Source organism: Stenotrophomonas sp. 05N423 (assembly GCF_056397145.1).
In genome coordinates this window covers 111,209-134,879 of record NZ_JBFTMV010000001.1, presented here as the reverse complement: position 1 = coordinate 134,879, position 23,671 = coordinate 111,209, and the positions used below count along the sequence as shown (strand labels likewise).

Sequence of the window (23,671 nt, the reverse complement as noted above, 5' to 3'; positions counted from 1 at the left end):
CGGAAGCCCGCCAACATCGGCAGGCTCCCGGCAACGTCCGCGAAACGGCAAGGCATCCGCGTGGACGTCAGCCTTTGGCGAAACGCAGCTGGCCGCTGCCGGCTTCGACGTGGATGGTGTCGCCGCTGGCGAAATCGCCGGCGAGGATCTTCTGCGCCAGCGGGTTTTCCAGCTGCTGCTGGATCGCGCGCTTGAGCGGGCGGGCGCCGTACACCGGATCGAAGCCGACGTTGCCCAGCAGGTCGAACGCCGAATCGGCCACCTCCAGCTTCAACCCGCGCTCGCCCAGCCGCTTTTCCAGCCCGCGCATCTGGATGCGCGCGATCTGCCGGATCTGCTGCTTGTCCAGTGGATGGAACACGACGATGTCGTCCAGGCGATTGATGAATTCCGGGCGGAAGTGCGCCTGCACCACGCCCATCACCGCCGCCTTCATCTGCGTGTAGGCCTCCGGCGAATCGTCCGCGCTCAACTCCTGGATCTGGTGCGAGCCCAGGTTCGAGGTCATCACGATGACGGTGTTGCGGAAGTCCACGGTGCGGCCCTGTCCATCGGTCAGGCGGCCGTCGTCGAGCACCTGCAGCAGGATGTTGAACACGTCCGGATGCGCCTTCTCCACCTCGTCCAGCAGGATCACACTGTACGGACGGCGTCGCACCGCCTCGGTGAGGTAGCCGCCCTCTTCGTAGCCGACGTAACCCGGGGGCGCGCCGATCAGGCGCGCGACGCTGTGCTTCTCCATGAACTCGCTCATGTCGATGCGTACCATCGCGTCGGGGCTGTCGAACAGGAAGTCGGCCAGCGCCTTGGTCAGCTCGGTCTTGCCCACGCCGGTCGGACCGAGGAACAGGAACGAACCGCTCGGGCGGTTCGGATCGGACAGGCCGGCGCGCGAGCGGCGCACCGCGTCGGACACCACGCGGATCGCCTCCTCCTGGCCGACCACGCGCTTGTGCAGTTCATCCTCCATGCGCAGCAGCTTGTCGCGCTCGCCCTCGAGCATCCTGCTGACCGGGATGCCGGTCCAGCGCGAGACGACCTCGGCGATCTCCTCGTCGGTCACCTTGTTGCGCAGCAGGCGGAACGCGGCCTGCCCTTCCTGCTGGTCGGCCATCTTCAGGCGGCGCTCCAGCTCGGGAATCACGCCGTACTGCAGTTCGGCCACACGGCTGAGATCGCCACGGCGCTGGGCGGCATCCAGTTCGATGCGGTTCTGCTCGATCTGCTGCTGGATCTGCGCCGAGCCCTGCACGGCGGCTTTTTCCGCCTTCCAGATTTCGTTGAGGTCGGAGAACTCGCGTTCGAGCTTCCCGATGTCCAGTTCCAGGTCGGCCAGACGCTTCTGCGACGCGTCGTCCTTTTCCTTCTTCAGCATCTCGCGCTGGATCTTCAGCTGGATCAGGCGGCGTTCGAGGCGGTCCAGTTCCTCCGGCTTGGAATCGATCTCCATGCGGATGCGCGAGGCGGCCTCGTCCATCAGGTCGATGGCCTTGTCCGGCAGCTGGCGGTCGGTGATGTAGCGGTTGGACAGCGTGGCCGCGGCAACGATGGCCGGGTCGGTGATCTCCACGCTGTGGTGCACCGCGTACTTTTCCTTCAGCCCGCGCAGGATGGCGATGGTGTCCTCCACGCTCGGCTCGCCGACGAACACCTTCTGGAAGCGGCGCTCCAGCGCGGCATCCTTCTCGATGTACTGGCGATACTCGTCCAGCGTGGTGGCGCCGATGCAATGCAGCTCGCCGCGCGCGAGCGCCGGCTTGAGCATGTTGCCCGCATCCATGGCGCCATCGGCCTTGCCGGCGCCGACCATGGTGTGCAGTTCGTCAATGAACAGGATGATCTGGCCTTCGTTCTTGGACAGGTCGTTGAGCACGCCCTTCAGGCGCTCCTCGAACTCGCCGCGGAACTTGGCGCCGGCGATCAGCGCGCCCATGTCCAGCGACAGCACCCGCTTGCCGCGCAGGCCTTCGGGCACTTCATCGTTGATGATGCGCTGGGCCAGGCCCTCGACGATCGCGGTCTTGCCGACACCGGGCTCGCCGATCAGCACCGGGTTGTTCTTGGTGCGGCGCTGCAGGACCTGGATGGTGCGGCGGATTTCCTCGTCGCGGCCGATCACCGGATCGAGCTTGCCGCTCTCGGCGCGTGCGGTCAGGTCGATGGTGTATTTCTCCAGCGCCTGGCGCTGCTCCTCGGCGTTCTCGCTCTGCACCGTTTCGCCGCCGCGCAGCTTGTCGATGGCCGTCTCCAGCTTCTTCCTGTCGGCACCGGCCGCGCGCAGCGCCATGCCGGCGGCGCCGCCGTCGTCGGTGGCGGCCAGCAGGAACCATTCGCTGGCGATGAACTGGTCGTTGTGCTGCTGCGCCAGCTTGTCGGTGGCGTTGAGCAGGCGGCTGAGATCGTTGCCCATCGACAGGTTGCCGGCCTGGCCGGACACCTTGGGCAGCGCGTCCAGCGCCTCGGCCAGGCGCTCGCGCAGCACCGGCACGTTGACGCCGGCCTGGGCCAGCAGCGGCCGGCTGCTGCCACCGGCCTGGTCGAGCAGCGCGACCAGCACGTGCGCCGGCTCGATGATGCTGTGGTCGCGGCCCACGGCCAGCGACTGCGCGTCGGCCAGGGCCTTCTGGAAGTTGGAGGTGAGCTTGTCCATCCGCATGGTGGTCATCCCGAATCAGGGGCCGGCGCTGCCGGCGATACTCGTTCAGATGCGGTTGCGGCGGTGTGATTCAAGCCCGGCCTGGAAGCCCGTTCAGCCTCGACCGCTCCGCCCTTCCAGTATGGGCCGGCACGGCAGCAGCGCTTTGATCCGGCGCAATCAGCCCGCACCACCCCGCGTGACCGCCTGGCGGATGGCGCGCAGCTGCCGCTTCACCGCGCGCGCCTGTTCCGCATCCAGCCGCAGCAGGGCCTTCTGTCCGATCGAGCGCGCCTGCAGGTCGGGATCGACGAAACGATAGCGGCCGCGCTCGTCGCGCTCCAGCGCAGGCGGCTGCGCCGGCTCGGGCGTCTGCAGCAGGTGGTCGATCACCCCGACCAGGCGGTCGTTGAAGTGGCCGCCGGAATGACCCAGTTCGCGGTACGCCTGCTGCACCAGCGGATACAGGCGCATGTAGGCCGCCGCCAGCGCGTCGGCGTCGGCGGCGGTGAACGCCGTGACGTACGGCGCGTAGCGCGCGGCATTGCCGCTGGCGCTGGCGATGCCGCGCGCGGCGTCGCCTTCGACCTGCAGGCTGCCGGACACCGGCCGCAATGCCAGCGCGGTGGCCGGTACGCTGGCCTGGGTGAGGTTGTCGATATGCGTCACCAGGCGCTGGATCAGGTGATCGGGCAGCAGCAGCGCCAGCACCGGCTCGGGAAACAGCGTGCCGAGGTCTTCGCGCACGCGCGCATCGCTGTCGTCGAGCGATGGCAGGGCGGCGTCGATGGCCGCATCGCGCGGCAACGGGTGCATGGCCGGCGCCGTGGTCGTGGCCGGCGCTTCCTGCGGCATGTCCGCGGCGGGAACGATCCGGCTGCCGTCCGCCGGCGGCTGCGCCGCGAACGGTGAAGTGGCCGTCGCCACCGTCCGCAGATCGTCGCGGAACAACCACCATGCCACGCCGCCCAGCACCAGCACGCCGGCCACGGCCCACGGCCATACCGCTTTCCTGTCCTGCATCGGGAACCACCTCTGTCGTTGCGATCACCCTGGGTGTGACCCCGGGGATCGCGGGGGGTTCCCTGCGCCGGTTCAGCCGGCCCGCTGCTGCCGTTGCAGCGACAGCAGGCCGAGTACCGCCGCCAGCGCCACGTAGGCGCCGGCGAACTGCAAGCTGATGCTGCGCTGCAGGCCCTGCAGCGCCCACGGCAGGTATACGCCGCCGCGCGGATCGACCGAATGGATCAGGCCGAACAGGGTCAGCAGCGCGGCGACCAGCAGCAGCACCGACGCGCGGCGAAGCCGCTGCTCGATCATCGCCACCACCGTGGCGATCCACAGCATCGCGGTGATGATGAAGCCGTTGCCGAGGGTGAAGATCACCGCCAGTTCCGGCAGGCCGTGGCCGTCCAGCGTGGTGGTCAGCTCCACCAGCCGCTCCGGGGCGATCCAGCCCGGCGCCTTGATCGCCAGCAGGTAGGCCACCGAGGGCAGGAAGCCGAGCACCATCGCCGCGGCATGCCGCTTCGGCGTGGCTTCGAACGCCTGGGTGGTGATGTCGATGGCCACGTACACGATGATCGGCGCCAGCACCGCCAACGGCAGCCACTGCACCAGTCCGGAGATCACCCCGAGCATGCCGCCGATGCCGACAAACAAGCCGGTCAGCAGTGTGTAGCCGCTGCGCGCGCCCATGTGCTTGTAGGCCGGCTGGCCGATGTAGGGCGTGGTCTGGGCGACGCCGCCGCAGAGCCCGGCCACCAGCGTGGCCACCGCCTCGACCAGCAGGATGTCGCGGGTACGGTAATCGTCGCCGGCCGCACGCGCGCTCTCGGATACGTTGATGCCGCCGACCACCATCAGCAGGCCGAACGGCAGCAGCAGCGGCAGGTAGTCCATCGCCGCCGGCAGGCCGTCGATGAACCCCAGTGTCGGCAGCGGCAGCACCACCTGTGGCGGCGTCCACTGCGGCAGCCTGAAGCCCGGTGCGCCCAGCCCGGCCAGTCCCAGCCCGTAGTACAGCGCGGTGCCGACGACGAAGGCCACCAGCACACCCGGCGCCCGCACCGGCAGGCGGCCCTTGGCGACCAGCACGTACAGCAGCAGGCCAAGAGTGACGAAGCCCGCCACCGGCGAGCGCAGCGCCTCCAGCAGCGGCAGCAGCCCCATCAGCACCAGCGCGATGCCGGCGATGGAGCCGAGCAGCGCGGCGCGCGGCAACGCGCGCGTCACCGCTTCGCCGAAGAACGACAGCACCAGCTTGAGCACGCCCATGATCACCAGCGCCGCCATGCCCAGCTGCCAGGTGGCCATCGCCGCGGCCTGCGGCTCCATGCCCTGCTGCCGGAAACCGGCGAAGGCCGGGCCCAGCACCAGCAGCGCCATGCCGATGCTGGTCGGCGCATCCAGCCCCAGCGGCATCGCGGTGACGTCGTCGCGGCCGCTGCGCGCGGTCAGCCGCCGCGCCATCAGCGTGTACAGCAGGTTGCCGACCAGCACGCCGAACGCGGTGCCGGGGAACATGCGCCCGAACACCACCTCGGCCGGGAACTGGAAGATGCCGACCAGCGCCATGGCGATGAAACCGAGGATGGACAGGTTGTCGACCACCAGGCCGAAGAAACCATTGAGGTCGCCGGCGACGAACCAGCGCGGGCGGGCGGAAGCGGAAATGGGAGCCATGGGCGGACCGGAAGGGAAAGGGATGAAGCCGTCGCCGGAACGCATGCGCCGCGTTCCGGCCGGCTCACGCGATGCTCAGAACGACACCTCGACCGCCTGCCGCGACCACAGTACCGACTGGTGGTGGGTCGCCTGCTTCCACGCCAGGCGGATCGCCTCGATGTCGTTGCGGCGCTGCGGCGTGTCCTCGTGCAGCACCACCAGCACCTTGGTGCGCAGGCGTTCGGGCTGCTGCGCACCGCGGAACAGCCATTGGCCATAGGCGTCGAACACGGTCAGGCCATCGGGGAAGCGCGGCGTCACTTCGCGGTCGAGGAAGGCGCGCCATTGCGCCTCGCTGATCGTGTCGGTCTGTTCGCGACGGGAGTCGCCGTTCTCCTGGCCCACGCCAAAATACAGCTCGCTGCGCACCCAGTGGGCGCCCTCGGCGGGGCGTGCGGAGTCGCCGTGCAACGCGGCGGTAGGCGGCGGATCGGCCGCAGGAGACGCGGCGGAGGCAACCCCGCCCAGACACAGCAACAACGGAAACAGGAAAGCGGAAAACTTCATGGATGACCTCTGTAGGGATCTGCAGGGTGGCATCCTTGTCACGGCACCGGCATATCACGTTTGCGGATGAACTGATGCCATGCGGGGCTTGCACCCGGGACCGGCATCACGCGAAGATAACATATCGCTCCATCCGGATGAATGTAACAAAGCATCCGGAACCCTTTCCCACGTCATCCCCGGAGTTCCCCCATGGCCCGTATTTCCCCGGCTCCGCTCGGCCTGGCCGTAGCGCTGGCATTGTCCTCGCCCGCTTACGCCCAGGACGCTCCCGGCCAGGCGACCACGCTCGATACCGTGATCGTCACCGGCACCCGCGCCACCGACCGCACCGTACTCGAATCCACCTCGCCGGTGGACGTGCTCACCGCCGAGGACATCCGCAAGGCCGGCGTGGTCAACGGCGAACTCGGCAGCGCGCTGCAGGCGCTGCTGCCCTCGTTCAATTTCCCGCGCCAGTCCAACTCCGGCGGGGCCGACCATGTGCGCGCCGCGCAGCTGCGCGGCCTGTCCCCGGACCAGGTGCTGGTGCTGGTCAACGGCAAGCGCCGCCACAACAGTGCGCTGGTCAACACCGACAGCAAGATCGGCAAGGGCACCACGCCGGTGGACTTCAACGCCATCCCGGTCAGCGCGATCAAGCGCATCGAGGTGCTGCGCGATGGCGCCGGTGCCTTGTACGGCTCGGACGCGGTGGCCGGCGTGATCAACGTGATCCTCGACGATGCGCCGGAAGGCGGCGCCATCGAAGCCAGCTTCGGCGCCCACCACACCGACCTCAAGCCGATCGGCCGGACCCTCACCGATGGCCAGACCAGCTACTTCAGCGCCAAGGTCGGCACCGCGCTGAGCGAGGAAGGCGGTTTCCTGCGCGTGGGCCTGGAACTGAAGAACCGCGAGGCCACCAACCGCGCCGGTTTCGACCAGATCCCGCCATGGGAGGCGCAGACCCCGGACAACCTGGCCCTGGCCGGCAAGCGCAACTATTCGCTGGGCGATGGCGCCAGCAAGGATCTCAATGCCTGGTTCAACGCCGAGATCCCGTTCGGCGCTACGTCCAAGGCTTATGCTTTCGGCACCTACAACCAGCGCGACACCGAAGGCGCCAATTACTTCCGCTATCCCGATGGCGAGGCCAACTGGAAGGAAGTCTACCCGCACGGCTACCGCCCGATCTCGGAGGGTGAGAACCTCGACGTGCAGTTGGTGGCCGGCGCGCGTGGCCAGTGGGGCGAGTGGAACTACGACGCCAGCCTCGACCATGGCCGCAATGCCTTCACCTACCGCCTGCGCGATTCGCTCAACGCTTCGCTCGGCCCGGCCAGCCCGACCCGCTTCAAGACCGGCGACTATGCCTTCGAGCAGACCCTGGCCAACCTCGACCTCGGCCGCATCTTCGTGCGCCAGGACGACAGCCACAGCCTCGGCTTCGGCGTGGAGGCGCGCCGCGAGCGCTACGAGACCGGCGCCGGCGACCCGGCCAGCTATGCTGCCGGCCCCTGGACCGACCGCCCGACCGGCTCGCAGGCCGGCGGCGGCCTGACCCCGCAGGACGAGGCGCATCTCACGCGCGACGTGTTCAGCGCCTACACCAGCCTGTCGTCCACCTTCGGCGAGAAATTCTCCACCGACGTCGCCGCGCGCTACGAGCACTATCAGGACTTCGGCGGCCAGCTCACCGGCAAGCTCGGCGCGCGCTACGCGTTCGCCCCGGCGTTCGCGCTGCGCGGCGCCATCTCCAACAACTTCCACGCGCCGTCGCTGAGCCAGACCGGCTTCGAATCCACCTCCACCGGCTACACCGCCGGCGGCCAGCTGGTGCAGGGCCGCCTGCTGTCGGTGAACAACCCGATCGCGCGCGCGCTGGGTGCCACCGACCTGAAGCCGGAGAAGTCGATCAACTACAGCCTGGGCTTCACCAGCCAGATCGGCAGCCACCTCGACCTGTCGCTGGACCTGTTCCAGATCGACATCGACGACCGCATCGCGCTGTCGGAAAGCATCACCGGCGATGCGCTGACCGATTTCGTGCAGCAGCGCTTCGGCGTGAGCGGACTGGAAAGCGCGCATTACTTCGTCAACGCCGCCGACACCCGCACCCGCGGCGCCGAGTTCGTCGCCAACTGGCGGCAGTCGCTGGGTGGCGGCGACCTGCTGCTGACCGGCACCTGGAGCTATGCCAGGGCCGAACTGAAGAACGTGTTGGCCACGCCGGCGCAGCTGCTGGCGCTGGACCCGGACTACGTGCTGTTCGGCGTGGAGGAGAGCAACACGCTGACCGATGCCGCGCCGCGCACCCGTGCGCAGCTGGCCGCGAGCTGGGCCGACGAGCGCTGGTCGCTGAGCAGCCGCCTGAGCCGTCACGGCAGCGCACGGCGCGTATTCGATTTCGGCGGCGGCTACATCCCGACCCAGACCTATGGCGCGGAATGGCAGCTGGATGCGGAAGTGGAATACCGCATCACGCCGAAGTGGAGCGTGGCCGTGGGCGGGCAGAACCTGACCGACAACTACCCGGACCGCTCGAACGAGGACATCCGCTACTTCGGCAACCTGCCCTACGACGTGCTGTCGCCGATCGGCAGCAATGGCGCGTACTGGTACGGCCGCGTGCGCTACGCGTTCTGAGCGGGAGTGGGGAAGCGGGAACGGGGAAGCGGGTTTCTCCGCGTCTCTGGACCCTGCCTCCACCGCTGTTGATCGCACCTCCGTGGATGCGGGGCCAGCCCCGCATCCACCACCGATAACTTTCCGCTCACGTCGTGCGTGGCATGGTGGCCGGCATGGTCAAAGCGTCCACCAGCCTGCCCCCCGCGCTGGATCCCGCTTGTGCCCTGTTCCTCGATGTGGACGGCACACTGGTCGGGTTCGCCGCGCAACCTGAAGATGTCCGCCTGTCGCCCCGGGTCCGCGACTGGATAGTGCGCATCGGCGAACGCCTGGACGGCGCGCTGGCGCTGGTCAGCGGCCGCCCGCTGGCGCAGCTCGACCACCTGTTCGCGCCGGTGCGCCTGCCGGCCGCCGGCCTGCACGGCGCACAGCTGCGGCGCACCGCCGACGCCGCACCGCAGCCCGCGGAAACCGCACACTGGCTGCACGAACTGCACCTGCAGGCGATGCGCTTCGCGCATGCGCATCCCGGTGTGCGGGTGGAGGCGAAAGGCCAGGCTCTGGCCCTGCACTGGCGCAACGCGCCGGCCGCCGCGCAGGCCGTGGTCGCCTTCGCGCACGCGCAGCTGCCGCTGCTGCCCGGCGTACGCCTGCAGCCGGGCAACCATGTCGTGGAACTGGTGTCCGCCAGCCACGACAAGGGCACCGCGGTGACCACGCTGATGGACACCGCGCCGTTCGCCGGCCGCCACCCCGTTTTCGTCGGCGACGACCTTACCGACGAAGACGGCTTCGCCGCGGCGACGCGGCTTGGCGGCTACGGGATCCTGGTCGGCGACCGCCCGGACAGCCAGGCGCGCCATGTCCTGCCCGACGTGGCCGCGATGCACGACTGGCTGCGCGCGGGCGCGGCCTGATTCCGCACCGCGTCGCCGACGTCGCGCGGCGCTAACCCCATGGGAGGCCGGCACCTCCCTGCCAGCGAGGAGGAAGCGATGCTTCGAGCCAACCTTGAGATGGGCGTCATCGGCAACGGCAGTTTCGGCGCCCTGATCGACCGCCACGCGCGCGTGGTGTGGAGCTGCCTGCCCGCCTTCGACGGCGACCCGGCGTTCTGCGCTCTGCTGTCGCCGCGCGGGCACGAAGGCGGCGATTTCGCCATCGAACTGGAAGACTACGCCGGCAGCGAACAGCACTACATCACCAACACCGCGATCCTGCGCACGGTGCTGCACGACACCCGCGGCGGCCAGGTGGAGGTGATCGATTTCGCGCCGCGCTGGCGCCGCAACGGCCGCTTCTACCGCCCGCCCAGCGTGATCCGCCGCATCCGCCCGCTGGCCGGCAGCCCGCGCATCCGCGTGCTGGCGCGGCCGCTGGCCGACTGGGGGGCGCGCGCACCCGAATCCACCTGGGGCAGCAACCACGTGCGCTGGCTGTTGCCGGGCTTCACCCTGCGCCTGACCACCGACGTGCCGGTGCGTTTCATCCGCGAGGCACTGCCGTTCGTGCTCGCGCATCCGATGGAACTGGTGCTGGGCGTGGACGAGACGCTGGACCGCTCGCTGGCCAGCTACGCGCAGGAGGCACAACAGCGCACCGGGGACTATTGGCGCGAATGGACGCGCTACCTGTCCATTCCGCTGGAATGGCAGGACGTGGTGATCCGCAGCGCCATCACCCTCAAGCTGTGCCAGTACGAGGACAGCGGCGCGATCATCGCGGCGATGACCACCTCCATCCCCGAGGCGCCCGGCAGCGCACGCAACTGGGACTACCGCTACTGCTGGCTGCGCGACGCCGCCTTCGTGGTGCGCGCGCTCAACCGCCTTGGCGCCACGAAGTCGATGGAGGATTTCCTGCGCTACATCTTCAACCTTGCCACCACCGACGGCAGTCTGCAGCCCCTGTACGGCATCGGCATGGAGGAACGGCTGGACGAACACGAGGTGCCATCGCTGGCCGGCTACCGTGGCATGGGCCCGGTGCGGCGCGGCAACCTGGCCTGGCTGCAGCAGCAGCACGATGTCTATGGCTCGGTGGTGCTGGCCTCGACCCAGCTGTTCTTCGACCAGCGCCTGAAAGACCCCGGCAACCTGCACACCTTCGGCCGGCTGGAACCACTCGGCGAGCGCGCCTATGCCCTGCACGACGTGCCCGACGCCGGACTGTGGGAATTCCGCGGCCGTACCGCGGTGCATACCTACACTGCGGCGATGTGCTGGGCTGCCTGCGACCGCCTGGGCAAGATCGCCGGCCGGCTGGAACTGAGCGAACGTGCCGCGCTGTGGCGCGAGCGCGCCGCCAGCATCCGCCAGCGGGTGCTGGCGCGCAGCTGGAACGCGCAGCTGGGGCATTTCACCGACACCTTCGACGGCAACCACCTGGATGCCTCGTTGCTGCTGCTGGCCGACATCGGCTTCGTCGACGCCTCCGACCCGCGCTATGTCGCAACGGTCGAAGCCATCGGCCATGGCCTGCGCCGCGGCGACGCGCTGTTCCGCTACATCGCCCCGGACGACTTCGGCGCGCCGGAGACCAGCTTCACCATCTGCACGTTCTGGTACATCGACGCGCTCGCCGCGATCGGCCGCCTCGACGAAGCGCGGGCCTTGTTCGAAAGCGTGCTCACGCGGCGCAACCACCTGGGCCTGCTGTCCGAGGACCTGTCCTTCAGCGATGGCGAGCAATGGGGCAACTTCCCGCAGACCTACTCGCACGTGGGCCTGATCACCGCGGCGATGCGCCTGTCGCGCAGCTGGCAGGAAGCCTCGTGAGCCGCCTGGTGGTGGTCTCCAACCGGGTCGCGCTGCCCGGCGAAACCCGCGCCGGCGGCCTCGCCGTGGGCCTGCTGGCGGCGCTGCGGGAACGCGGCGGCCTGTGGTTCGGCTGGAGCGGCAAGACCGCCCGCGCTGGCAGCGGCGAGCTGCACGAGCAGGTCGATGGAGACATCCGCTTTGTCACCCTGGACCTTGGCAAGCCGGACCTGGACACCTACTACAACGGCTTCTCCAACCGCACGCTGTGGCCGCTGCTGCACTTCCGCCTTGACCTGGTGGACTACGACCGCGCCACCCGCGAGGGCTACCTCAAGGTCAATGCGCTGTTCGCAGACAAGCTGGCGCCGTACCTGCGCGAGGATGACACCGTCTGGATCCATGACTACCACCTGATCCCGCTGGCGGCGCTGCTGCGCGAGCGCGGCATCGGCTGCCGCATCGGCTTCTTCCTGCACGTGCCGATGCCCTCGGCCGATCTGCTGCAGGCCATGCCCGAGCACCTGCTGCTGTTTTCCAGCCTGTACGCCTGCGATCTGGTCGGCTTCCAGACCCAGCGCGACGCCGACCGTTTCCAGGCCTACGCGCGTCTGTTCGGCGGCGGTCGCGTCCTGGCCGAAGGGCTCATCCAGGCACCCGGCGGACACCGCCTGCGCGCTGCTGCCTTTCCCATCGGCATCGACACCGAACGCATCGCCCGGCAGGCCACCGCCGCCGTCAACAACACCGCCGTACGCCGGCTGCGGCAGAGCCTGCGTCCGCGGAAACTGGCCATCGGCGTGGACCGGCTGGACTATTCCAAGGGCCTGCCCGAACGTTTCCATGGCTTCGAGCGCTACCTCGAGCGCTACCCGCGGCAGAAGGGCAGCATGACCTTCCTGCAGATCGCGCCGGTCTCGCGGGGCGGCGTGACCGAGTATCGCCACCTGCGTGCCGAGCTGGAACAGATCGCCGGGCATATCAACGGCGGCCATGCCGAGGCCGACTGGACGCCACTGCGCTACGTCAACCAGAACTACGCGCACAGCACCCTCACCGGCTTCTACCGCGAGGCCGCGGTGGGGCTGGTCACGCCGCTCCGCGACGGCATGAACCTGGTGGCCAAGGAATACGTGGCCTCGCAGGACCCGGACGATCCCGGCGTGCTGGTGCTGTCGCTGCTGGCCGGCGCCGCCGACGAACTGAAACAGGCGCTGCTGGTCAACCCGCACGACCTGGATGGCGTGGCCGACGCCATCGCCACCGCCGCGGACATGCCGCGCGGCGAACGCATCGAACGCTGGCAGGCGATGATGCAGCACCTGCGCGAGTACGACATCAACCGCTGGCGGCGCGATTACCTGCAGGCATTGGAAGGCAGCGCGTAACCGGCGCCGCCCGCATGCAGGATTCCCTGTAGGAGCGCACTTCAGTGCGCGATGGGGCTTTCCATTTGAATCCCCGCACATGGATGTGCGGGCTGTTGCAGAGGGATCTGCGTGCAAACTCCATCGCGCACTGAAGTGCGCTCCTACGGATTGGCAGGCAAGCATGCGGGGCAAGCCCCGCATCCACGAAAGGTGCGCAGGCAGCGTCGACTTCAGTCCAGGAACCGTGCCGCCTGCGCCGGTGTCGGCAGGTAGCAGGCGTCATGGCGACCGAACCAGCGGTAGCGGTTGCGCGCCAGCCAGCGGTAGCCGCGGTCGCGCAAGGACCGAGGCAGCAACCGCGCCAGCGCCGCCAGCTTCCAGACGCCGCCCAGCCCGGCCAGCACGCGCACGATGGCATCGGTATCGGTATGCGCCCGGCCCTGCTCGACCAGCAGGAACGACAGCGGATCGTCCGGATCCAGCCCATGTGCGGCCATCAACTGCCGCCCATGCGCGCCCTGCATCGCCGCGAAGCGGTAGCGGCCGCGGCGGTCGAAGCGCAGCAGGAAGCGCACCCAGCGGCTGCACAGCGCGCAGACGCCGTCGAACACGATCACCGGCGCGGCACCGTCATGCATCGTCTTCTCCGGGCAGCAGCCAGCCTTCGTAGCGGATCAGCGGACCGACCAGCGGCAACGCCACGTCCACCTCGAATTCGTAGCGGCCGGCATGTTCGCGTTCGCGGCAACGCACCTGCGCGAACCAGCCGGCCGGCAGCGGCACGATGCCGAACGCCCAGACCCGTTCGGCCCGCCAGTGGATTTCGCCGTCCATGGCGTGCAGGGCGAAACGGAAGCGCACCGCCCCCAGGCGCTCGAACAGGCGCCCGTCACGCTGCCACAGGCGCGAGACCATGCGCGCGGCGCCGAAGCGGCGGTTCCAGCATTCGCCGGCGTCATCCACCACGAATTCGACCGTCACCGGTACCGCGTCCGCGCTGGGCGGCAGGCGCGCCAGCCAGGCGCAGGGTGCCACCAGCCAATGCCCGCCGCGGCGCACGCGGCCCTGGCCGCGCCAGAGCTGACGTCGCGGCACCGCATGCAGCGCCCGCAGCACCGGCGGCAGCTGCGCGAACGCGGCACCCAGCACGCGCTCGAACAGCGGCGGGTTCACCGCGCCATCCATACCAGCGTCGCCATGCGCCCGCTGCGGCGATCGCGCCGGTGCGAGAACCAGCGCGACGGATCGGTGATGGTGCACTGGTCGCCACCGTGGATGCCGGCCGGATTCATGCCGGCGGCCTGCAGCCGTTGCCGCGCCAGCGCGTACAGGTCCACGCGCCAGTGCCCGGGCCGGGTGGCGGCGAACGCGGTGTCGGCACTGTCCGAATGCGCGAGGAAGGCCTCGCGCACATCGGCACCGATCTCGTAATGTGCCGGGCCGGCCGCCGGACCGAGCCAGGCGATGACATCGGCCGCCGGCGTGCGCATCGCCGCCAGCGTCGCTTCCAGCATGCCGTCGGCCAACCCGCGCCAACCGGCGTGCGCGGCGGCCACCTCACGGCCGTCGCGGGCGGCGAAGACCACCGGCAGGCAGTCTGCGGTGAGGATGGCCAGCACCACGCCGGGCGCCGAGGTCACCGCCGCATCGGCGATGGGCTCGGCGTCCGCGGCCTGCGCCACGGCCGGCGCGTCGAAGCGCTGCACGCCGGTGCCGTGCACCTGCCGCAGCCAGTGCGGCGTCGACGGCAGGCCCGCCAGCCGCTGCAGTTCATCGCGGTTGCGCTGCACCTGCAGCGGGTCGTCGCCCTCGGCCGAACTGCGGTTGCCCATGTTGAAACTGTCGAACGGCGGCTGCGAGCCGCCCGCGCCGCGCCGCAGCGTGGTGAAGGCATGCACCCCCGGCGGCGCCGGCCAGGCAGCCTGCAGCAGCGGCAGCGCGGCGGCCATGGTTCAGCGCCGCTCGCGTTCGGCGAAAACCTGGGTGTCCTCGCGCAGCGCCTTCATCAGCGCCAGCATGTCGGCCGGCACCGGCGCGCTGTTGCGGATCGCCTCGCCGGTGATCGGGTGCACGAATTCCAGCGTCTCGGCGTGCAGCGCCTGGCGCTTGAAGCCGCGCAGCTGCGCAACCAGGTCGTCGGTGGCGCCCTTGGGCAGCTTCAGCGCGCCGCCGTACAGCGGGTCGCCGATGATCGGGTGCTTCAGGTGCGCCATGTGCACGCGGATCTGGTGGGTGCGGCCGGTTTCCAGCCGGCACTCCAGCGCGGTATGGGCGCGGAAGCGTTCGCGCAGGCGGTAGTGGGTGACGGCGTCGCGGCCGTCCTCGCGCACGCCCATGCGCAGGCGGTCGCGCGGGTGGCGGTCGATCGGCGCATCGACGCTGCCGCCGGAGACCAGCGCGCCGCTCACCACCGCCAGGTACTGGCGGTGCACGTCGCGCGCAGACAGCTGCTCGACCAGCGCGGTCTGCGCCTGCAGGGTGCGGGCCACGACCATCACGCCGCTGGTGTCCTTGTCCAGCCGGTGGACCACGCCGGCACGCGGCACCGCCGCCAGCGCCGGGTCGCGGAACAACAGGGCGTTGACCAGGGTGCCGTTGGGGTTGCCGGCGCCGGGGTGGACCACCAGCCCGGCCGGCTTGTCGATCACGAAGACGTGCTCGTCCTCATACAGCACCGACAGTGGGATGTCCTCGGGCCGGGCATCGGTCTCGATGTCCAGGATCGCATTCAGGGTGGCCACCTCGCCGCCGCGCACCGGGTCGCGCCCACGCACCGGGGAGCCGTCGAGCAGGACCGCCCCGGACTTGATCCATTCGCTCAGGCGGGAACGGGAGAATTCGGGGAACAGCTCGGCCAGCACCGCGTCGAAACGGCGGCCGGCGGCGGCATCGGGCACCCGCGCCTGGCGGGAAGGAAGGGAAGCGTTGTCGGACATGGCAGGGGGTATCGGCGGAATTCGGGGGGTCCCGGCGACGGGAGTCAGTCGCAGGACAGGCCACTAGGCTATCATCGCCCCCTCGTATTCCTGCCGCGTCCCGCCCCGACCCATGATCCGACGCTCCCTGTTGCTGTCCGCTCCCGTCCGCATCACTGCCCTGCTGCTGGTCCTGGTCTTCGCCGCCACTGGCTGCCATCGCGGCACCAAGAGCAAGAACGCGGACGAGGGCATGCCGGTCGAGAAGCTCTACGAAAAGAGCCACAAGCTGATGGAAGGCGGCAACTGGTCCGGCGCCGAGAACAGCTTCAAGCGGCTGATCGCGCAGTACCCGTATGGCCCGTACACCGAGCAGGCGATGATCGAAAGCGCCTACGCCCAGTACAAGGCCGGCAAGAACGACGACGCGGTCTCCAGCATCGACCGCTTCATCCGCACCTACCCGACCCACCGCAACATCGCCTACCTGTACTACCTGCGCGGGCTGGCCAACGGCAACAGCGACACCGTGTTCCTGCGCCGGGTGTGGTCGCTGGACTCCAGCCGCCGCGACCTGTCCACGCCGCGCCAGGCCTACGCTGATTTCAACATCGTCACCGAGCGCTACCCCAACAGCCGCTACGCCGCCGACGCGCGCCAGCGCATGGTCGAGCTGCGCGACGTGTTCGCCCAGCACGAGATGGACAACGCCCTGTACTACGCCCGCCGCGGCGCCTGGGTCTCGGCCGCCGGCCGCGCCACCTACCTGCTGGAAACCTACCCGCAGAGCGCCTTCCAGAACGACGCGGTGGCCCTGCTCGGCGAGTCCTATGTCCACCTGGGCAACAAGGCCCTGGCCGACGACGCCCGCCGCGTGCTGGCCCTGAATGAACCCGGCCACCCGTGGCTGCAGGGCGACTGGCCGAAGTACCCGTGGATCGCCCGCAAGCTCAACCCGTTCGCCGGCGAGAAATCCGCCGCCACCGGCCAGCGCAATGCGCGGATGAACCGCAAGTAAGACCTGCCTGCCAAGGCGCGACACGGCATGACGCCCCGCAAGGGGCGTTTTGCGTTTCGGGGGGGGGGGGGCGATGGCGCGCGGGCCGACGGTCGCGGGCGTGCGGTCCGGAGCTTTTGATGCGCGGGCATCGCAGGGAACGCCGGCGATGGGCCAGCGCCCGGATGGGCTCTCTTTCGGGATAGACCGGCACGCGGAGAGCAGTTCCCCCGCCTTGTCGCCATCGCTGCCGGACACCGCCGACAGGGGCTTCAACACGTGCCCTTGCGCCGTCCGCAGGAGCGGCATCAGCCGCTCCCGCGGGGCCGGTTACGGCTTGGCGGCTTCCGCCGCGTCGCCGGCCTTGAACACCGTCCTGCAGTCGCGGCGGAATTCCTCGCCGTTGCGGCGCCAGAGGAAACTGCGGCAGTGGCGGTTGCCTTCCTGCGTGTCCTTGACCGTGACGGCATAGAAGGCCTGGAAGAACTCGTCGCGGCTGACCTGGCCGTCGCCGTTCCAGTCCATCTGCTCCTTCTCCACGCCGCGGGTGATGGCGATGCCGGCATACCAGGCCCAGCCGAGCCAGCCCAGCGCCAGCAGCACCAGGACCAGCAGCGCGCGGCGGCGCGGGGTGAACCTGCCGCGCAGGATCACGCGCTCACCCGGCGGATGCGCGCACCGAGCGCACCGAGCTTTTCCTCGATGTTCTCGTAGCCGCGGTCCAGGTGGTAGATGCGGTCGATGGTGGTATCGCCATCGGCCACCAGCCCGGCCAGGATCAGGCTGGCCGACGCGCGCAGGTCGGTGGCCATCACCGGCGCCCCGCTCAGGCGCTCGACGCCGCGGCAGATGGCGGTATGGCCTTCGACCTGGATGTCCGCGCCCAGGCGCAGCAGTTCGTTGACGTGCATGAAGCGGTTTTCGAAGATCGTCTCGTTGATCACGCCCACCCCCTCGGCCACGCAGTTGAGCGCCATGAACTGCGCCTGCATGTCGGTCGGGAACGCCGGGTACGGCGCGGTGGTCAGGTTGACCGCCTTCGGCCGCTTGCCCTGCATGTCCAGGGTGATGCTGTCCTCGGTGGTCTCGATCTTCGCGCCGGCCTCGATGAGCTTGGCCAGCACCGCGTCGAGCGTGTCCGGACGCGCGTTGCGCATCACCACGCGGCCGCCGGTCATCGCCGCGGCGACCAGGAAGGTGCCGGTCTCGATGCGGTCCGGCAGCACCGCATGGCGGCCGCCATCCAGGCGCTCGACGCCCTCGATCACCAGCCGCGCGGTGCCCAGGCCCTCGATCCTGGCGCCCAGCGCGATCAGGCAATGCGCCAGGTCGGTGACCTCCGGCTCCATCGCCGCGTTTTCCAGCACGGTGGTGCCTTCGGCCAGCACCGCGGCCATCAGCACGTTCTCGGTACCGGTGACGCTGACCATGTCGAAGGTGAAGCGGCCGCCCTTCAGGCGGTCCGCGCGCGCCTTGATGAAGCCGTTCTCGACGGTGATTTCCGCGCCCAGCGCCTGCAGGCCCTTGATGTGCTGGTCCACCGGCCGCGAACCGATGGCGCAGCCGCCGGGCAGCGACACCTCCGCCGCGCCGTACTTGGCCAGCAGCGGGCCGAGCACCAGGATCGAGGCGCGCATGGTCTTGACCAGCTCGTACGGCGCCACGTGCTGGTTGACGCTGCGCGGGTCGACGACGATCGCGCTGCCGCGCGAGAGCGTGCCCTGGTCGATGGTGACCTTGGCGCCCAGTTCGCCGAGCAGCTTCACCGTGGTGATCACGTCGTGCAGGTGCGGCACGTTGGTGATCTCCACCGGCGCATCGGCCAGCAGGGTCGCGCAGAGGATGGGCAGGACGGCGTTCTTGGCGCCGGAGACATTCACTTCACCGTTCAGCGCGTTGCCGCCGGTGACCACGATTTTCGCCATGTGTGTGAGGCCAGTAGGTGGGAGGGAGCCGGCTCAGCCGGCTTCGCCGGGAGTGACGGTTTTCAGGGCCAGCGCATGGATCGCGCCGCCCATCAGGTCACCCAGCGTCGCATAGACCATGCGGTGCCGGGCCAGCGGCAGTTTGCCGGCGAACGCCTCGCAGACCACGGTGGCCTCGAAGTGCACGCCATCCTCGCCCTGCACCTGCGCGCGGGCGCCGGGCAGGCCGGCTTCGATCAGGTTCTGGATGGTCTCGGCGTCCAAAGCGCTTTCCTAATAAAATGAACGCCCATTCTACCCTCCGAGTGGCGCCCGCATGGCTGCTTCCCCCCTTTCGCTGGACACCCTGAGCGATGCCGACCTGGTCGCCAGCGGCCGCCGCGTCTTCGAGATCGAACGTGCCGAACTGGAACGGACCGGCGGCCGCATCGGCGCCGAATTCGCCGCCGCCTGCCGGCTGATCCTGGGCTCGCGCGGCCGCGTGGTCGCCACCGGCATGGGCAAGTCGGGGCACATCGCGCGCAAGATCGCCGCCACCCTGGCCTCCACCGGCACCCCGGCGTTCTACGTGCACCCGGGCGAAGCCGGCCACGGCGACCTGGGCATGATCACCGAGGACGACGTGGTGCTGGCGCTGTCCTACTCCGGCGAGTCGGACGAGGTGCTGATGCTGCTGCCGGTGCTCAAGCGCCAGGGCAACCCGCTGATCGCCATGACCGGCCGGCCGCAGTCCAGCCTGGCCAGCGCCGCCGACGTCCACCTGGACGTGAACGTCGACCACGAGGCCTGCCCGCTGGCGCTGGCGCCGACCTCCAGCACCACCACCTCGCTGGCCATGGGCGACGCGCTGGCGGTGGCTCTGCTGGACGCGCGCGGCTTCACCGCCGACGACTTCGCCCGCTCGCACCCGGCCGGCAGCCTGGGCCGGCGCCTGCTGCTGCACATCACCGACGTGATGCACGCCGGCGCCGACCTGCCCAGCGTGCGCGAGGACGCCAGCCTCAGCGAGGCGCTGATGGAGATGAGCCGCAAGCGCCTGGGCATGACCGCCGTGGTCGATGCCGACGGCCGCCTGGTCGGCCTGTTCACCGACGGCGACCTGCGCCGCGCCCTGGACACCGACCTGGACGTGCGTACCGCCGGCATCGCCCAAGTGATGACCCGCGCGCCGCGCACCATCGGCGCCGACCAGCTGGCGGTGGAGGCCGCGCGCCTGCTGGAGCAGTACAAGATCAACGGCCTGATCGTCGTCGATGGCGACGGCCGCGCCGTCGGCGCCTTGAACATTCATGACCTGTTGCGGGCAAAAGTGGTTTAAAAGCCCGCACAATCACGCTTCCGGGCCAGATGGCCCGTCCTGCCGCAACGGATCGCCCGCACCATGCCCTGGTCTCCCCTCACCCATTTCCCCGCCGCACTGCACGCCGTCGCCGCCGACATCCGGCTGGCCTGCTTCGACGTGGACGGGACGCTGACCGACGGGCGCCTGTTCTATGACCACGCCGGCAACGAGAGCAAGGCGTTCTTCGTGCAGGACGGCCTGGGCCTGAAACTGCTGCAGAAGCACGGCATCCACCCGGTGCTGATCACCGCGCGCAACAGCCTGTCGGCGCAGCGGCGCGGCGCCGACCTCGGCATCGACACGCAGATTGCTGTCGGCGACAAGCTGGCCAGCGTGCGCGTGCTGTGCGAGCGCTTCGGCATCGGCCTGGAGCAGGTGGCGTTCATGGGCGACGACCTGCCAGACCTGGCGCCGCTGTGCGCGGTCGGGCTGGCGGTGGCGCCGGCCAATGCGCACCCGCTGATCGCCGAACGCGTGCACTGGCAGACCCGCAGCGAAGGCGGGCGCGGCGCCGCACGCGAGCTGTGCGACGTGCTGCTGGCCGCGCAGGGCAGGCTCGACGCGGCCGTGGCGGAGTTCGCGCGATGAACTGGCGCATGGTCATCGGCACCGGCCTGCTGCTGGCGGCGCTGGCCAGCGGCTGGTCGGCGTGGCGGCACCGCGGGACGAAAGCCCCGTCGGGCGCTTCGCAGGTGCGCGCCGATTACGTGCTGGGACAGTTCGAGATCGTCACCCTGGACAAGGACGGCAAGGAAACGGCCACGCTGCGCGCGCCGTCCATGGAGCGCAATGCCGCCGACCAGACTTCGACCATCGCCCGGCCCGTGTTCCTGCTGCCCGACGCCGAGGGCCAGCACTGGCAACTGCAGGCTGATACCGGCTGGGTCAGCGCCAAGGGCGAGGAACTGCGCCTGCGCGGCAACGTCGCCGGCGACAGCCCACGGGATGGCACCACCCCGTCCACGACCTTCCGCACCACCGCGCTGGACGTCTTCCCCGAGCGCAACCAGGCCCGTACCGCCGAGCGCGTCACCCTGACCCGCCCGGGCCTGGAGCAGACCGGCGTCGGCTTCGAAGCCGACCTGAAGTCCCGGCAGTATTCCCTTCTTTCCCAGGTCAAGACCCGCTATGAACCCAATGCTGCCCGCTAAGCTCGCGGTGACCGCGATGCTCGCCGCCCTGCTCGTTCCCGCGCTGGCATGGGCCAAGGCGGCCGATCGCAATCAGCCCATGGAACTCAATTCCGACACCAACAACTGTAATTTCGCCGATAACGGCAAGTGCCGTTTCAGCGGCAACGTGGTGATCACCCAGGGCACCATGGAAATCCACTCCGACACCGCCGACCTGATCCGCAAGGATGGCGAGATCGAACGCGTGCTGCTCGCCGGCAAGCAGGCCACGCTCAAGCAGCAGATGGACGATGGCACCTGGATGAATGCCCGCGCCGACAACTTCGACTACAACGTCAGCAGCGAGGTGATCGTGCTGACCGGTAACTACCGCGTCGAGTCCGAGCGCGGTTCCAGCGCCGGCCAGCGCATGGTCTACAACACCCGCACCGGCGACATGCAGAGCGGCGGCGACGGCACCCGCGTGCGCACCGTGATCCAGCCCAAGAACAAGACGCCGGCCGCGGCGGGAGAGAAGAAGTAATGCTCGTCGCCCAGGGCCTGCGCAAGCGCTACAAGAACCGCGAGGTCGTGCGCGAGTTCGGCCTCACCCTCGACGCCGGCGAAGTGGTCGGCCTGCTCGGCCCCAATGGCGCCGGCAAGACGACCTGCTTCTACATGATCGTCGGCCTGGTCGAGAGCGACGCCGGCCGCATCGAGCTGGACGGCCGCGACATCACCGGCGAACCGATGTACGCGCGCGCCAAGCTCGGCGTCGGCTACCTGCCGCAGGAGCCGTCGGTGTTCCGCAAGCTCAGCGTGGCCGACAACATCCGCCTGGTGCTGGAACTGCGCGAGGACCTGGATGCCGACGGCCGCGAACGCGAACTGTCCGCGCTGCTGGACGAACTGCAGATCGGCCACGTCGCCGACCAGGCCGGCGCCAGCCTTTCCGGCGGCGAGCGCCGCCGCTGCGAGATCGCCCGCGCGCTGGCCGCCAGGCCGCGCCTGATCCTGCTCGACGAGCCGTTCGCCGGCGTCGACCCGATCTCGGTCGGCGAGATCCAGCGCATCGTCACCCACCTCAAGCAGCGCGGCATCGGCGTGCTGATCACCGACCACAACGTCCGCGAGACCTTGGGAATCTGCGACCGCGCGTATATCCTCGCCGAAGGCAGCGTACTGGCGCAGGGAGCACCGGAAGAACTGCTGTCCAATACCGACGTCCGCCGTGTCTACCTTGGAGACAGCTTCACGCTCTGATCCGGCCGCGGCAGGTCGCCCCTCCTTCCGCCGGAAACCCGGATGAAAGCACGGCTGCAGACATCGCTGGGACAGCAGCTGGTCATGACGCCGCAGCTGCGCCAGGCCATCCGCCTGCTGCAGATGTCCAGCACGGAACTGGAGCTGGAACTGGCCGAAGCGGTGGAAACCAACCCGCTGCTGGAATGGGCCGAGGACGCCGCACCGGCAGAACCCACCGGCGAACACGCGGACGCGCCCACGCAGGCCGGCGACGATGACCGTCGCGGCGACGACGGCGCGGAATGGCCCGGCGAGGGCGAACAATGGAGCGGTGGCCAGGGCGGCTCGTTCGACGACGGCGATGGCGATGCCGGCGAGCGCATCGCCGAAGCCGACACGCTTGCCGACCACCTGCTGTGGCAGCTGCACCTGTCCCACCTCAGCGCGCGCGACCGCGCCATCGGCGTCACCCTGATCGACGCGCTGGACGAGGACGGCTACCTGCGCGAACCGCTGCCGGCGATCGCCGAGGCCCTGCGCCCGGATATCGCCGCTGGCGAGGACGAGATCCTCACCGTGCTGCACCAGATCCAGCGCTTCGACCCGGCCGGCGTGGGCGCACGCACGCTGGGCGAGTGCCTGTCGCTGCAGCTGGACGCACTGCCCGCCGCCACGCCGGGCCTGTGCCTGGCCCGGCGGATCGCCGAAGGCCCGCTGGAACGCCTGCCGCGCGCCGGCGTCCCCGGTATCGCCGCCGAGCTGCGGCAGCCCGTGGAAGCCGTCGAGGAGGCCGTGCAGCTGCTGCGTTCGCTGGACCCGCGCCCGGGCCGGCAACTGGGCGAAGTGTCCTCGGACGACTATGTCGTTCCCGACTGCGTGGTCTGGCGCCAGCGCGGCGTCTGGAAGGCGGCGCTCGCCGGCCATGCCGGTCCGCGTGTGGTGATCCACCGCGGCTATGAGCAGTTGATCCGCCGCTGCGGCGACGCCGATGCCAGCTACCTGCGCACCCAGCTGCAGGAAGCGCGCTGGCTGCTCAAGGGCCTGGAGGCGCGCGGACAGACCCTGCTGCGCGTGGTCAACAGCCTGCTGCACCACCAGGCCGGTTTTCTCGAATTCGGCGCGCAGGCGCTGCGCCCGCTGACCCTGCGCGAGATCGCCGCCGAACTGGACCTTCACGAATCCACCATCTCGCGCACCATCGCGCGCAAGCACGTGCGTACCCCGCGCGGCACCCTGCCGCTGCGTGCGTTCTTCGCTTCGGGCATCGATACCGACGGCGGCGGCGAAGCCTCCAGCACCGCGATCCAGTCGATGATCCGGCGCCTGATCGACGCCGAGAACCCGCGCAAGCCGCTTTCTGACGCCAAGCTGGCCGACATGCTCAAGGACAGCGGAATACCGGTGGCGCGCCGCACCGTGGCGAAGTATCGTGAAGCCATGAACATCTCCGCCTCCCACGAACGCGTACGCCTTGTCTGAAACGCTCGCGGCCGGCGGCAGGGTTCATTGGCAACCCCGAACCACAGGAGG

The 23,671-nt window shown here is 69.6% G+C and carries 22 protein-coding genes; 11 read left to right on the top strand and 11 right to left on the bottom strand.

All coding sequences use genetic code 11. From position 1 onward, the window contains the following. Nucleotides 1–67 precede the first annotated feature (67 nt). The 4 genes from clpB to AC1DGW_RS00635 all read right to left on the bottom strand — a co-directional run bounded on the left by clpB (nt 68) and on the right by AC1DGW_RS00635 (nt 5,869). Entirely contained in the window at nt 68–2,656 is a 2,589-nt protein-coding gene (gene clpB, locus AC1DGW_RS00650) for an ATP-dependent chaperone ClpB (protein WP_478019579.1), read from the bottom strand. A gap of 159 nt (nt 2,657–2,815) precedes the next feature. Next, on the bottom strand, nt 2,816–3,658 hold the full coding sequence (locus AC1DGW_RS00645; protein WP_478018719.1) for a DUF3014 domain-containing protein: 843 nt from the start codon (nt 3,656–3,658) through the stop codon (nt 2,816–2,818). 72 nt (nt 3,659–3,730) lie between these two features. After that, nucleotides 3,731–5,320, bottom strand: coding sequence for a SulP family inorganic anion transporter (locus tag AC1DGW_RS00640; protein WP_478018718.1), 1,590 nt, complete (start codon nt 5,318–5,320; stop codon nt 3,731–3,733). 75 nt (nt 5,321–5,395) lie between these two features. Continuing rightward, nucleotides 5,396–5,869, bottom strand: coding sequence for a DUF3574 domain-containing protein (locus AC1DGW_RS00635; RefSeq protein ID WP_478018717.1), 474 nt, complete (start codon nt 5,867–5,869; stop codon nt 5,396–5,398). A 192-nt stretch (nt 5,870–6,061) separates the two neighbouring features. Between AC1DGW_RS00635 and AC1DGW_RS00630 the strand changes: the two genes are divergently transcribed. The 4 genes from AC1DGW_RS00630 (at nt 6,062) to otsA (ending at nt 12,623) form a co-directional block, all read left to right on the top strand. Further along, the gene (locus tag AC1DGW_RS00630; RefSeq protein WP_478018716.1) at nt 6,062–8,497 is read left to right on the top strand and encodes a TonB-dependent receptor plug domain-containing protein; all 2,436 of its coding nucleotides are present in this window, start codon (nt 6,062–6,064) and stop codon (nt 8,495–8,497) included. 155 nt (nt 8,498–8,652) lie between these two features. Next, nucleotides 8,653–9,396 carry a trehalose-phosphatase gene (gene otsB, locus AC1DGW_RS00625; RefSeq protein ID WP_478018714.1) on the top strand — a complete coding sequence of 248 codons (744 nt, stop codon included), beginning with the start codon at nt 8,653–8,655 and terminating at the stop codon, nt 9,394–9,396. A 78-nt stretch (nt 9,397–9,474) separates the two neighbouring features. After that, nucleotides 9,475–11,256, top strand: a complete 1,782-nt coding sequence (locus AC1DGW_RS00620; protein ID WP_478018712.1) for a glycoside hydrolase family 15 protein — start codon at nt 9,475–9,477, stop codon at nt 11,254–11,256. Then, nucleotides 11,253–12,623: an alpha,alpha-trehalose-phosphate synthase (UDP-forming) gene (gene otsA / locus AC1DGW_RS00615; protein WP_478018711.1), complete on the top strand. Its 1,371-nt coding sequence runs from the start codon at nt 11,253–11,255 to the stop codon at nt 12,621–12,623. Before AC1DGW_RS00620 ends, otsA begins: the two co-directional genes overlap by 4 nt. A gap of 212 nt (nt 12,624–12,835) precedes the next feature. On the opposite strand, the gene AC1DGW_RS00610 is transcribed toward otsA, so the two are convergent. The 4 genes from AC1DGW_RS00610 to rluD are packed head-to-tail and all read right to left on the bottom strand — an operon-like array spanning nt 12,836 to nt 15,541. After that, on the bottom strand, nt 12,836–13,243 hold the full coding sequence (locus AC1DGW_RS00610; RefSeq protein ID WP_478018710.1) for a thiol-disulfide oxidoreductase DCC family protein: 408 nt from the start codon (nt 13,241–13,243) through the stop codon (nt 12,836–12,838). Next, complete coding sequence (locus AC1DGW_RS00605; protein ID WP_478018709.1) at nt 13,236–13,790, bottom strand: DUF4166 domain-containing protein; 555 nt, start codon at nt 13,788–13,790, stop codon at nt 13,236–13,238. Before AC1DGW_RS00605 ends, AC1DGW_RS00610 begins: the two co-directional genes overlap by 8 nt. Next, entirely contained in the window at nt 13,775–14,554 is a 780-nt protein-coding gene (gene pgeF, locus AC1DGW_RS00600; protein ID WP_478018708.1) for a peptidoglycan editing factor PgeF, read from the bottom strand. The genes AC1DGW_RS00605 and pgeF overlap by 16 nt, the downstream gene beginning before the upstream one ends. 3 nt (nt 14,555–14,557) lie before the next feature. Continuing rightward, nucleotides 14,558–15,541 (bottom strand): 23S rRNA pseudouridine(1911/1915/1917) synthase RluD, encoded by a 984-nt coding sequence (gene rluD, locus AC1DGW_RS00595; RefSeq protein ID WP_478018707.1) that lies wholly within the window; start codon nt 15,539–15,541, stop codon nt 14,558–14,560. A gap of 112 nt (nt 15,542–15,653) precedes the next feature. Here rluD and AC1DGW_RS00590 point away from each other — a divergent pair, with 112 nt between their 5' ends. Beyond that, nucleotides 15,654–16,538: an outer membrane protein assembly factor BamD gene (locus AC1DGW_RS00590; protein ID WP_478018706.1), complete on the top strand. Its 885-nt coding sequence runs from the start codon at nt 15,654–15,656 to the stop codon at nt 16,536–16,538. A gap of 309 nt (nt 16,539–16,847) precedes the next feature. Here the strand turns inward: AC1DGW_RS00590 and AC1DGW_RS00585 are convergent, their stop codons facing one another. Genes AC1DGW_RS00585 through AC1DGW_RS00575 form a run of 3 tightly spaced genes read right to left on the bottom strand, consistent with a single transcriptional unit; the run spans nt 16,848 to nt 18,706 of the window. Further along, entirely contained in the window at nt 16,848–17,171 is a 324-nt protein-coding gene (locus tag AC1DGW_RS00585; RefSeq protein ID WP_478018705.1) for an EF-hand domain-containing protein, read from the bottom strand. Further along, a complete protein-coding gene (gene murA, locus AC1DGW_RS00580) occupies nt 17,168–18,442 on the bottom strand; it encodes a UDP-N-acetylglucosamine 1-carboxyvinyltransferase (protein WP_478018704.1) in 1,275 nt (424 codons plus the stop codon). Before murA ends, AC1DGW_RS00585 begins: the two co-directional genes overlap by 4 nt. Nucleotides 18,443–18,475: 33 nt before the next feature. Then, nucleotides 18,476–18,706, bottom strand: coding sequence for a BolA family protein (locus AC1DGW_RS00575; protein WP_478018703.1), 231 nt, complete (start codon nt 18,704–18,706; stop codon nt 18,476–18,478). A gap of 52 nt (nt 18,707–18,758) precedes the next feature. On the opposite strand from AC1DGW_RS00575, the gene AC1DGW_RS00570 reads away from it, so the two are divergent. The 6 genes from AC1DGW_RS00570 to AC1DGW_RS00545 all read left to right on the top strand — a co-directional run bounded on the left by AC1DGW_RS00570 (nt 18,759) and on the right by AC1DGW_RS00545 (nt 23,620). After that, nucleotides 18,759–19,760, top strand: a complete 1,002-nt coding sequence (locus tag AC1DGW_RS00570) for a KpsF/GutQ family sugar-phosphate isomerase (RefSeq protein WP_478018702.1) — start codon at nt 18,759–18,761, stop codon at nt 19,758–19,760. A 63-nt stretch (nt 19,761–19,823) separates the two neighbouring features. Further along, nucleotides 19,824–20,372, top strand: a complete 549-nt coding sequence (locus AC1DGW_RS00565; RefSeq protein WP_478018701.1) for a KdsC family phosphatase — start codon at nt 19,824–19,826, stop codon at nt 20,370–20,372. Further along, nucleotides 20,369–20,935, top strand: coding sequence for an LPS export ABC transporter periplasmic protein LptC (gene lptC, locus AC1DGW_RS00560; RefSeq protein ID WP_478018700.1), 567 nt, complete (start codon nt 20,369–20,371; stop codon nt 20,933–20,935). Before AC1DGW_RS00565 ends, lptC begins: the two co-directional genes overlap by 4 nt. Next, a complete protein-coding gene (lptA, locus tag AC1DGW_RS00555) occupies nt 20,922–21,440 on the top strand; it encodes a lipopolysaccharide transport periplasmic protein LptA (protein WP_478019576.1) in 519 nt (172 codons plus the stop codon). Before lptC ends, lptA begins: the two co-directional genes overlap by 14 nt. Next, nucleotides 21,440–22,159 (top strand): LPS export ABC transporter ATP-binding protein, encoded by a 720-nt coding sequence (gene lptB, locus AC1DGW_RS00550; RefSeq protein ID WP_055767868.1) that lies wholly within the window; start codon nt 21,440–21,442, stop codon nt 22,157–22,159. Before lptA ends, lptB begins: the two co-directional genes overlap by 1 nt. 42 nt (nt 22,160–22,201) lie before the next feature. Next, a complete protein-coding gene (locus tag AC1DGW_RS00545; protein ID WP_478018697.1) occupies nt 22,202–23,620 on the top strand; it encodes an RNA polymerase factor sigma-54 in 1,419 nt (472 codons plus the stop codon). The last annotated feature ends 51 nt before the right edge of the window (nt 23,621–23,671 follow it).

Coding starts and splice junctions, on each gene's coding strand:
- AC1DGW_RS00635 (WP_478018717.1), bottom strand. CDS start 5,869: ATGAAGTTTTCCGCTTTCCTGTTTCCGTTGTTGCTGTGTCTGGGCGGG.
- otsB (WP_478018714.1), top strand. CDS start 8,653: ATGGTCAAAGCGTCCACCAGCCTGCCCCCCGCGCTGGATCCCGCTTGT.
- AC1DGW_RS00620 (WP_478018712.1), top strand. CDS start 9,475: ATGCTTCGAGCCAACCTTGAGATGGGCGTCATCGGCAACGGCAGTTTC.
- AC1DGW_RS00565 (WP_478018701.1), top strand. CDS start 19,824: ATGCCCTGGTCTCCCCTCACCCATTTCCCCGCCGCACTGCACGCCGTC.
- AC1DGW_RS00645 (WP_478018719.1), bottom strand. CDS start 3,658: ATGCAGGACAGGAAAGCGGTATGGCCGTGGGCCGTGGCCGGCGTGCTG.
- AC1DGW_RS00630 (WP_478018716.1), top strand. CDS start 6,062: ATGGCCCGTATTTCCCCGGCTCCGCTCGGCCTGGCCGTAGCGCTGGCA.
- clpB (WP_478019579.1), bottom strand. CDS start 2,656: ATGCGGATGGACAAGCTCACCTCCAACTTCCAGAAGGCCCTGGCCGAC.
- pgeF (WP_478018708.1), bottom strand. CDS start 14,554: ATGGCCGCCGCGCTGCCGCTGCTGCAGGCTGCCTGGCCGGCGCCGCCG.
- lptB (WP_055767868.1), top strand. CDS start 21,440: ATGCTCGTCGCCCAGGGCCTGCGCAAGCGCTACAAGAACCGCGAGGTC.
- rluD (WP_478018707.1), bottom strand. CDS start 15,541: ATGTCCGACAACGCTTCCCTTCCTTCCCGCCAGGCGCGGGTGCCCGAT.
- AC1DGW_RS00640 (WP_478018718.1), bottom strand. CDS start 5,320: ATGGCTCCCATTTCCGCTTCCGCCCGCCCGCGCTGGTTCGTCGCCGGC.
- AC1DGW_RS00610 (WP_478018710.1), bottom strand. CDS start 13,243: ATGCATGACGGTGCCGCGCCGGTGATCGTGTTCGACGGCGTCTGCGCG.
- AC1DGW_RS00605 (WP_478018709.1), bottom strand. CDS start 13,790: ATGGATGGCGCGGTGAACCCGCCGCTGTTCGAGCGCGTGCTGGGTGCC.
- lptA (WP_478019576.1), top strand. CDS start 20,922: ATGCTGCCCGCTAAGCTCGCGGTGACCGCGATGCTCGCCGCCCTGCTC.
- AC1DGW_RS00545 (WP_478018697.1), top strand. CDS start 22,202: ATGAAAGCACGGCTGCAGACATCGCTGGGACAGCAGCTGGTCATGACG.
- murA (WP_478018704.1), bottom strand. CDS start 18,442: ATGGCGAAAATCGTGGTCACCGGCGGCAACGCGCTGAACGGTGAAGTG.
- AC1DGW_RS00570 (WP_478018702.1), top strand. CDS start 18,759: ATGGCTGCTTCCCCCCTTTCGCTGGACACCCTGAGCGATGCCGACCTG.
- lptC (WP_478018700.1), top strand. CDS start 20,369: ATGAACTGGCGCATGGTCATCGGCACCGGCCTGCTGCTGGCGGCGCTG.
- AC1DGW_RS00590 (WP_478018706.1), top strand. CDS start 15,654: ATGATCCGACGCTCCCTGTTGCTGTCCGCTCCCGTCCGCATCACTGCC.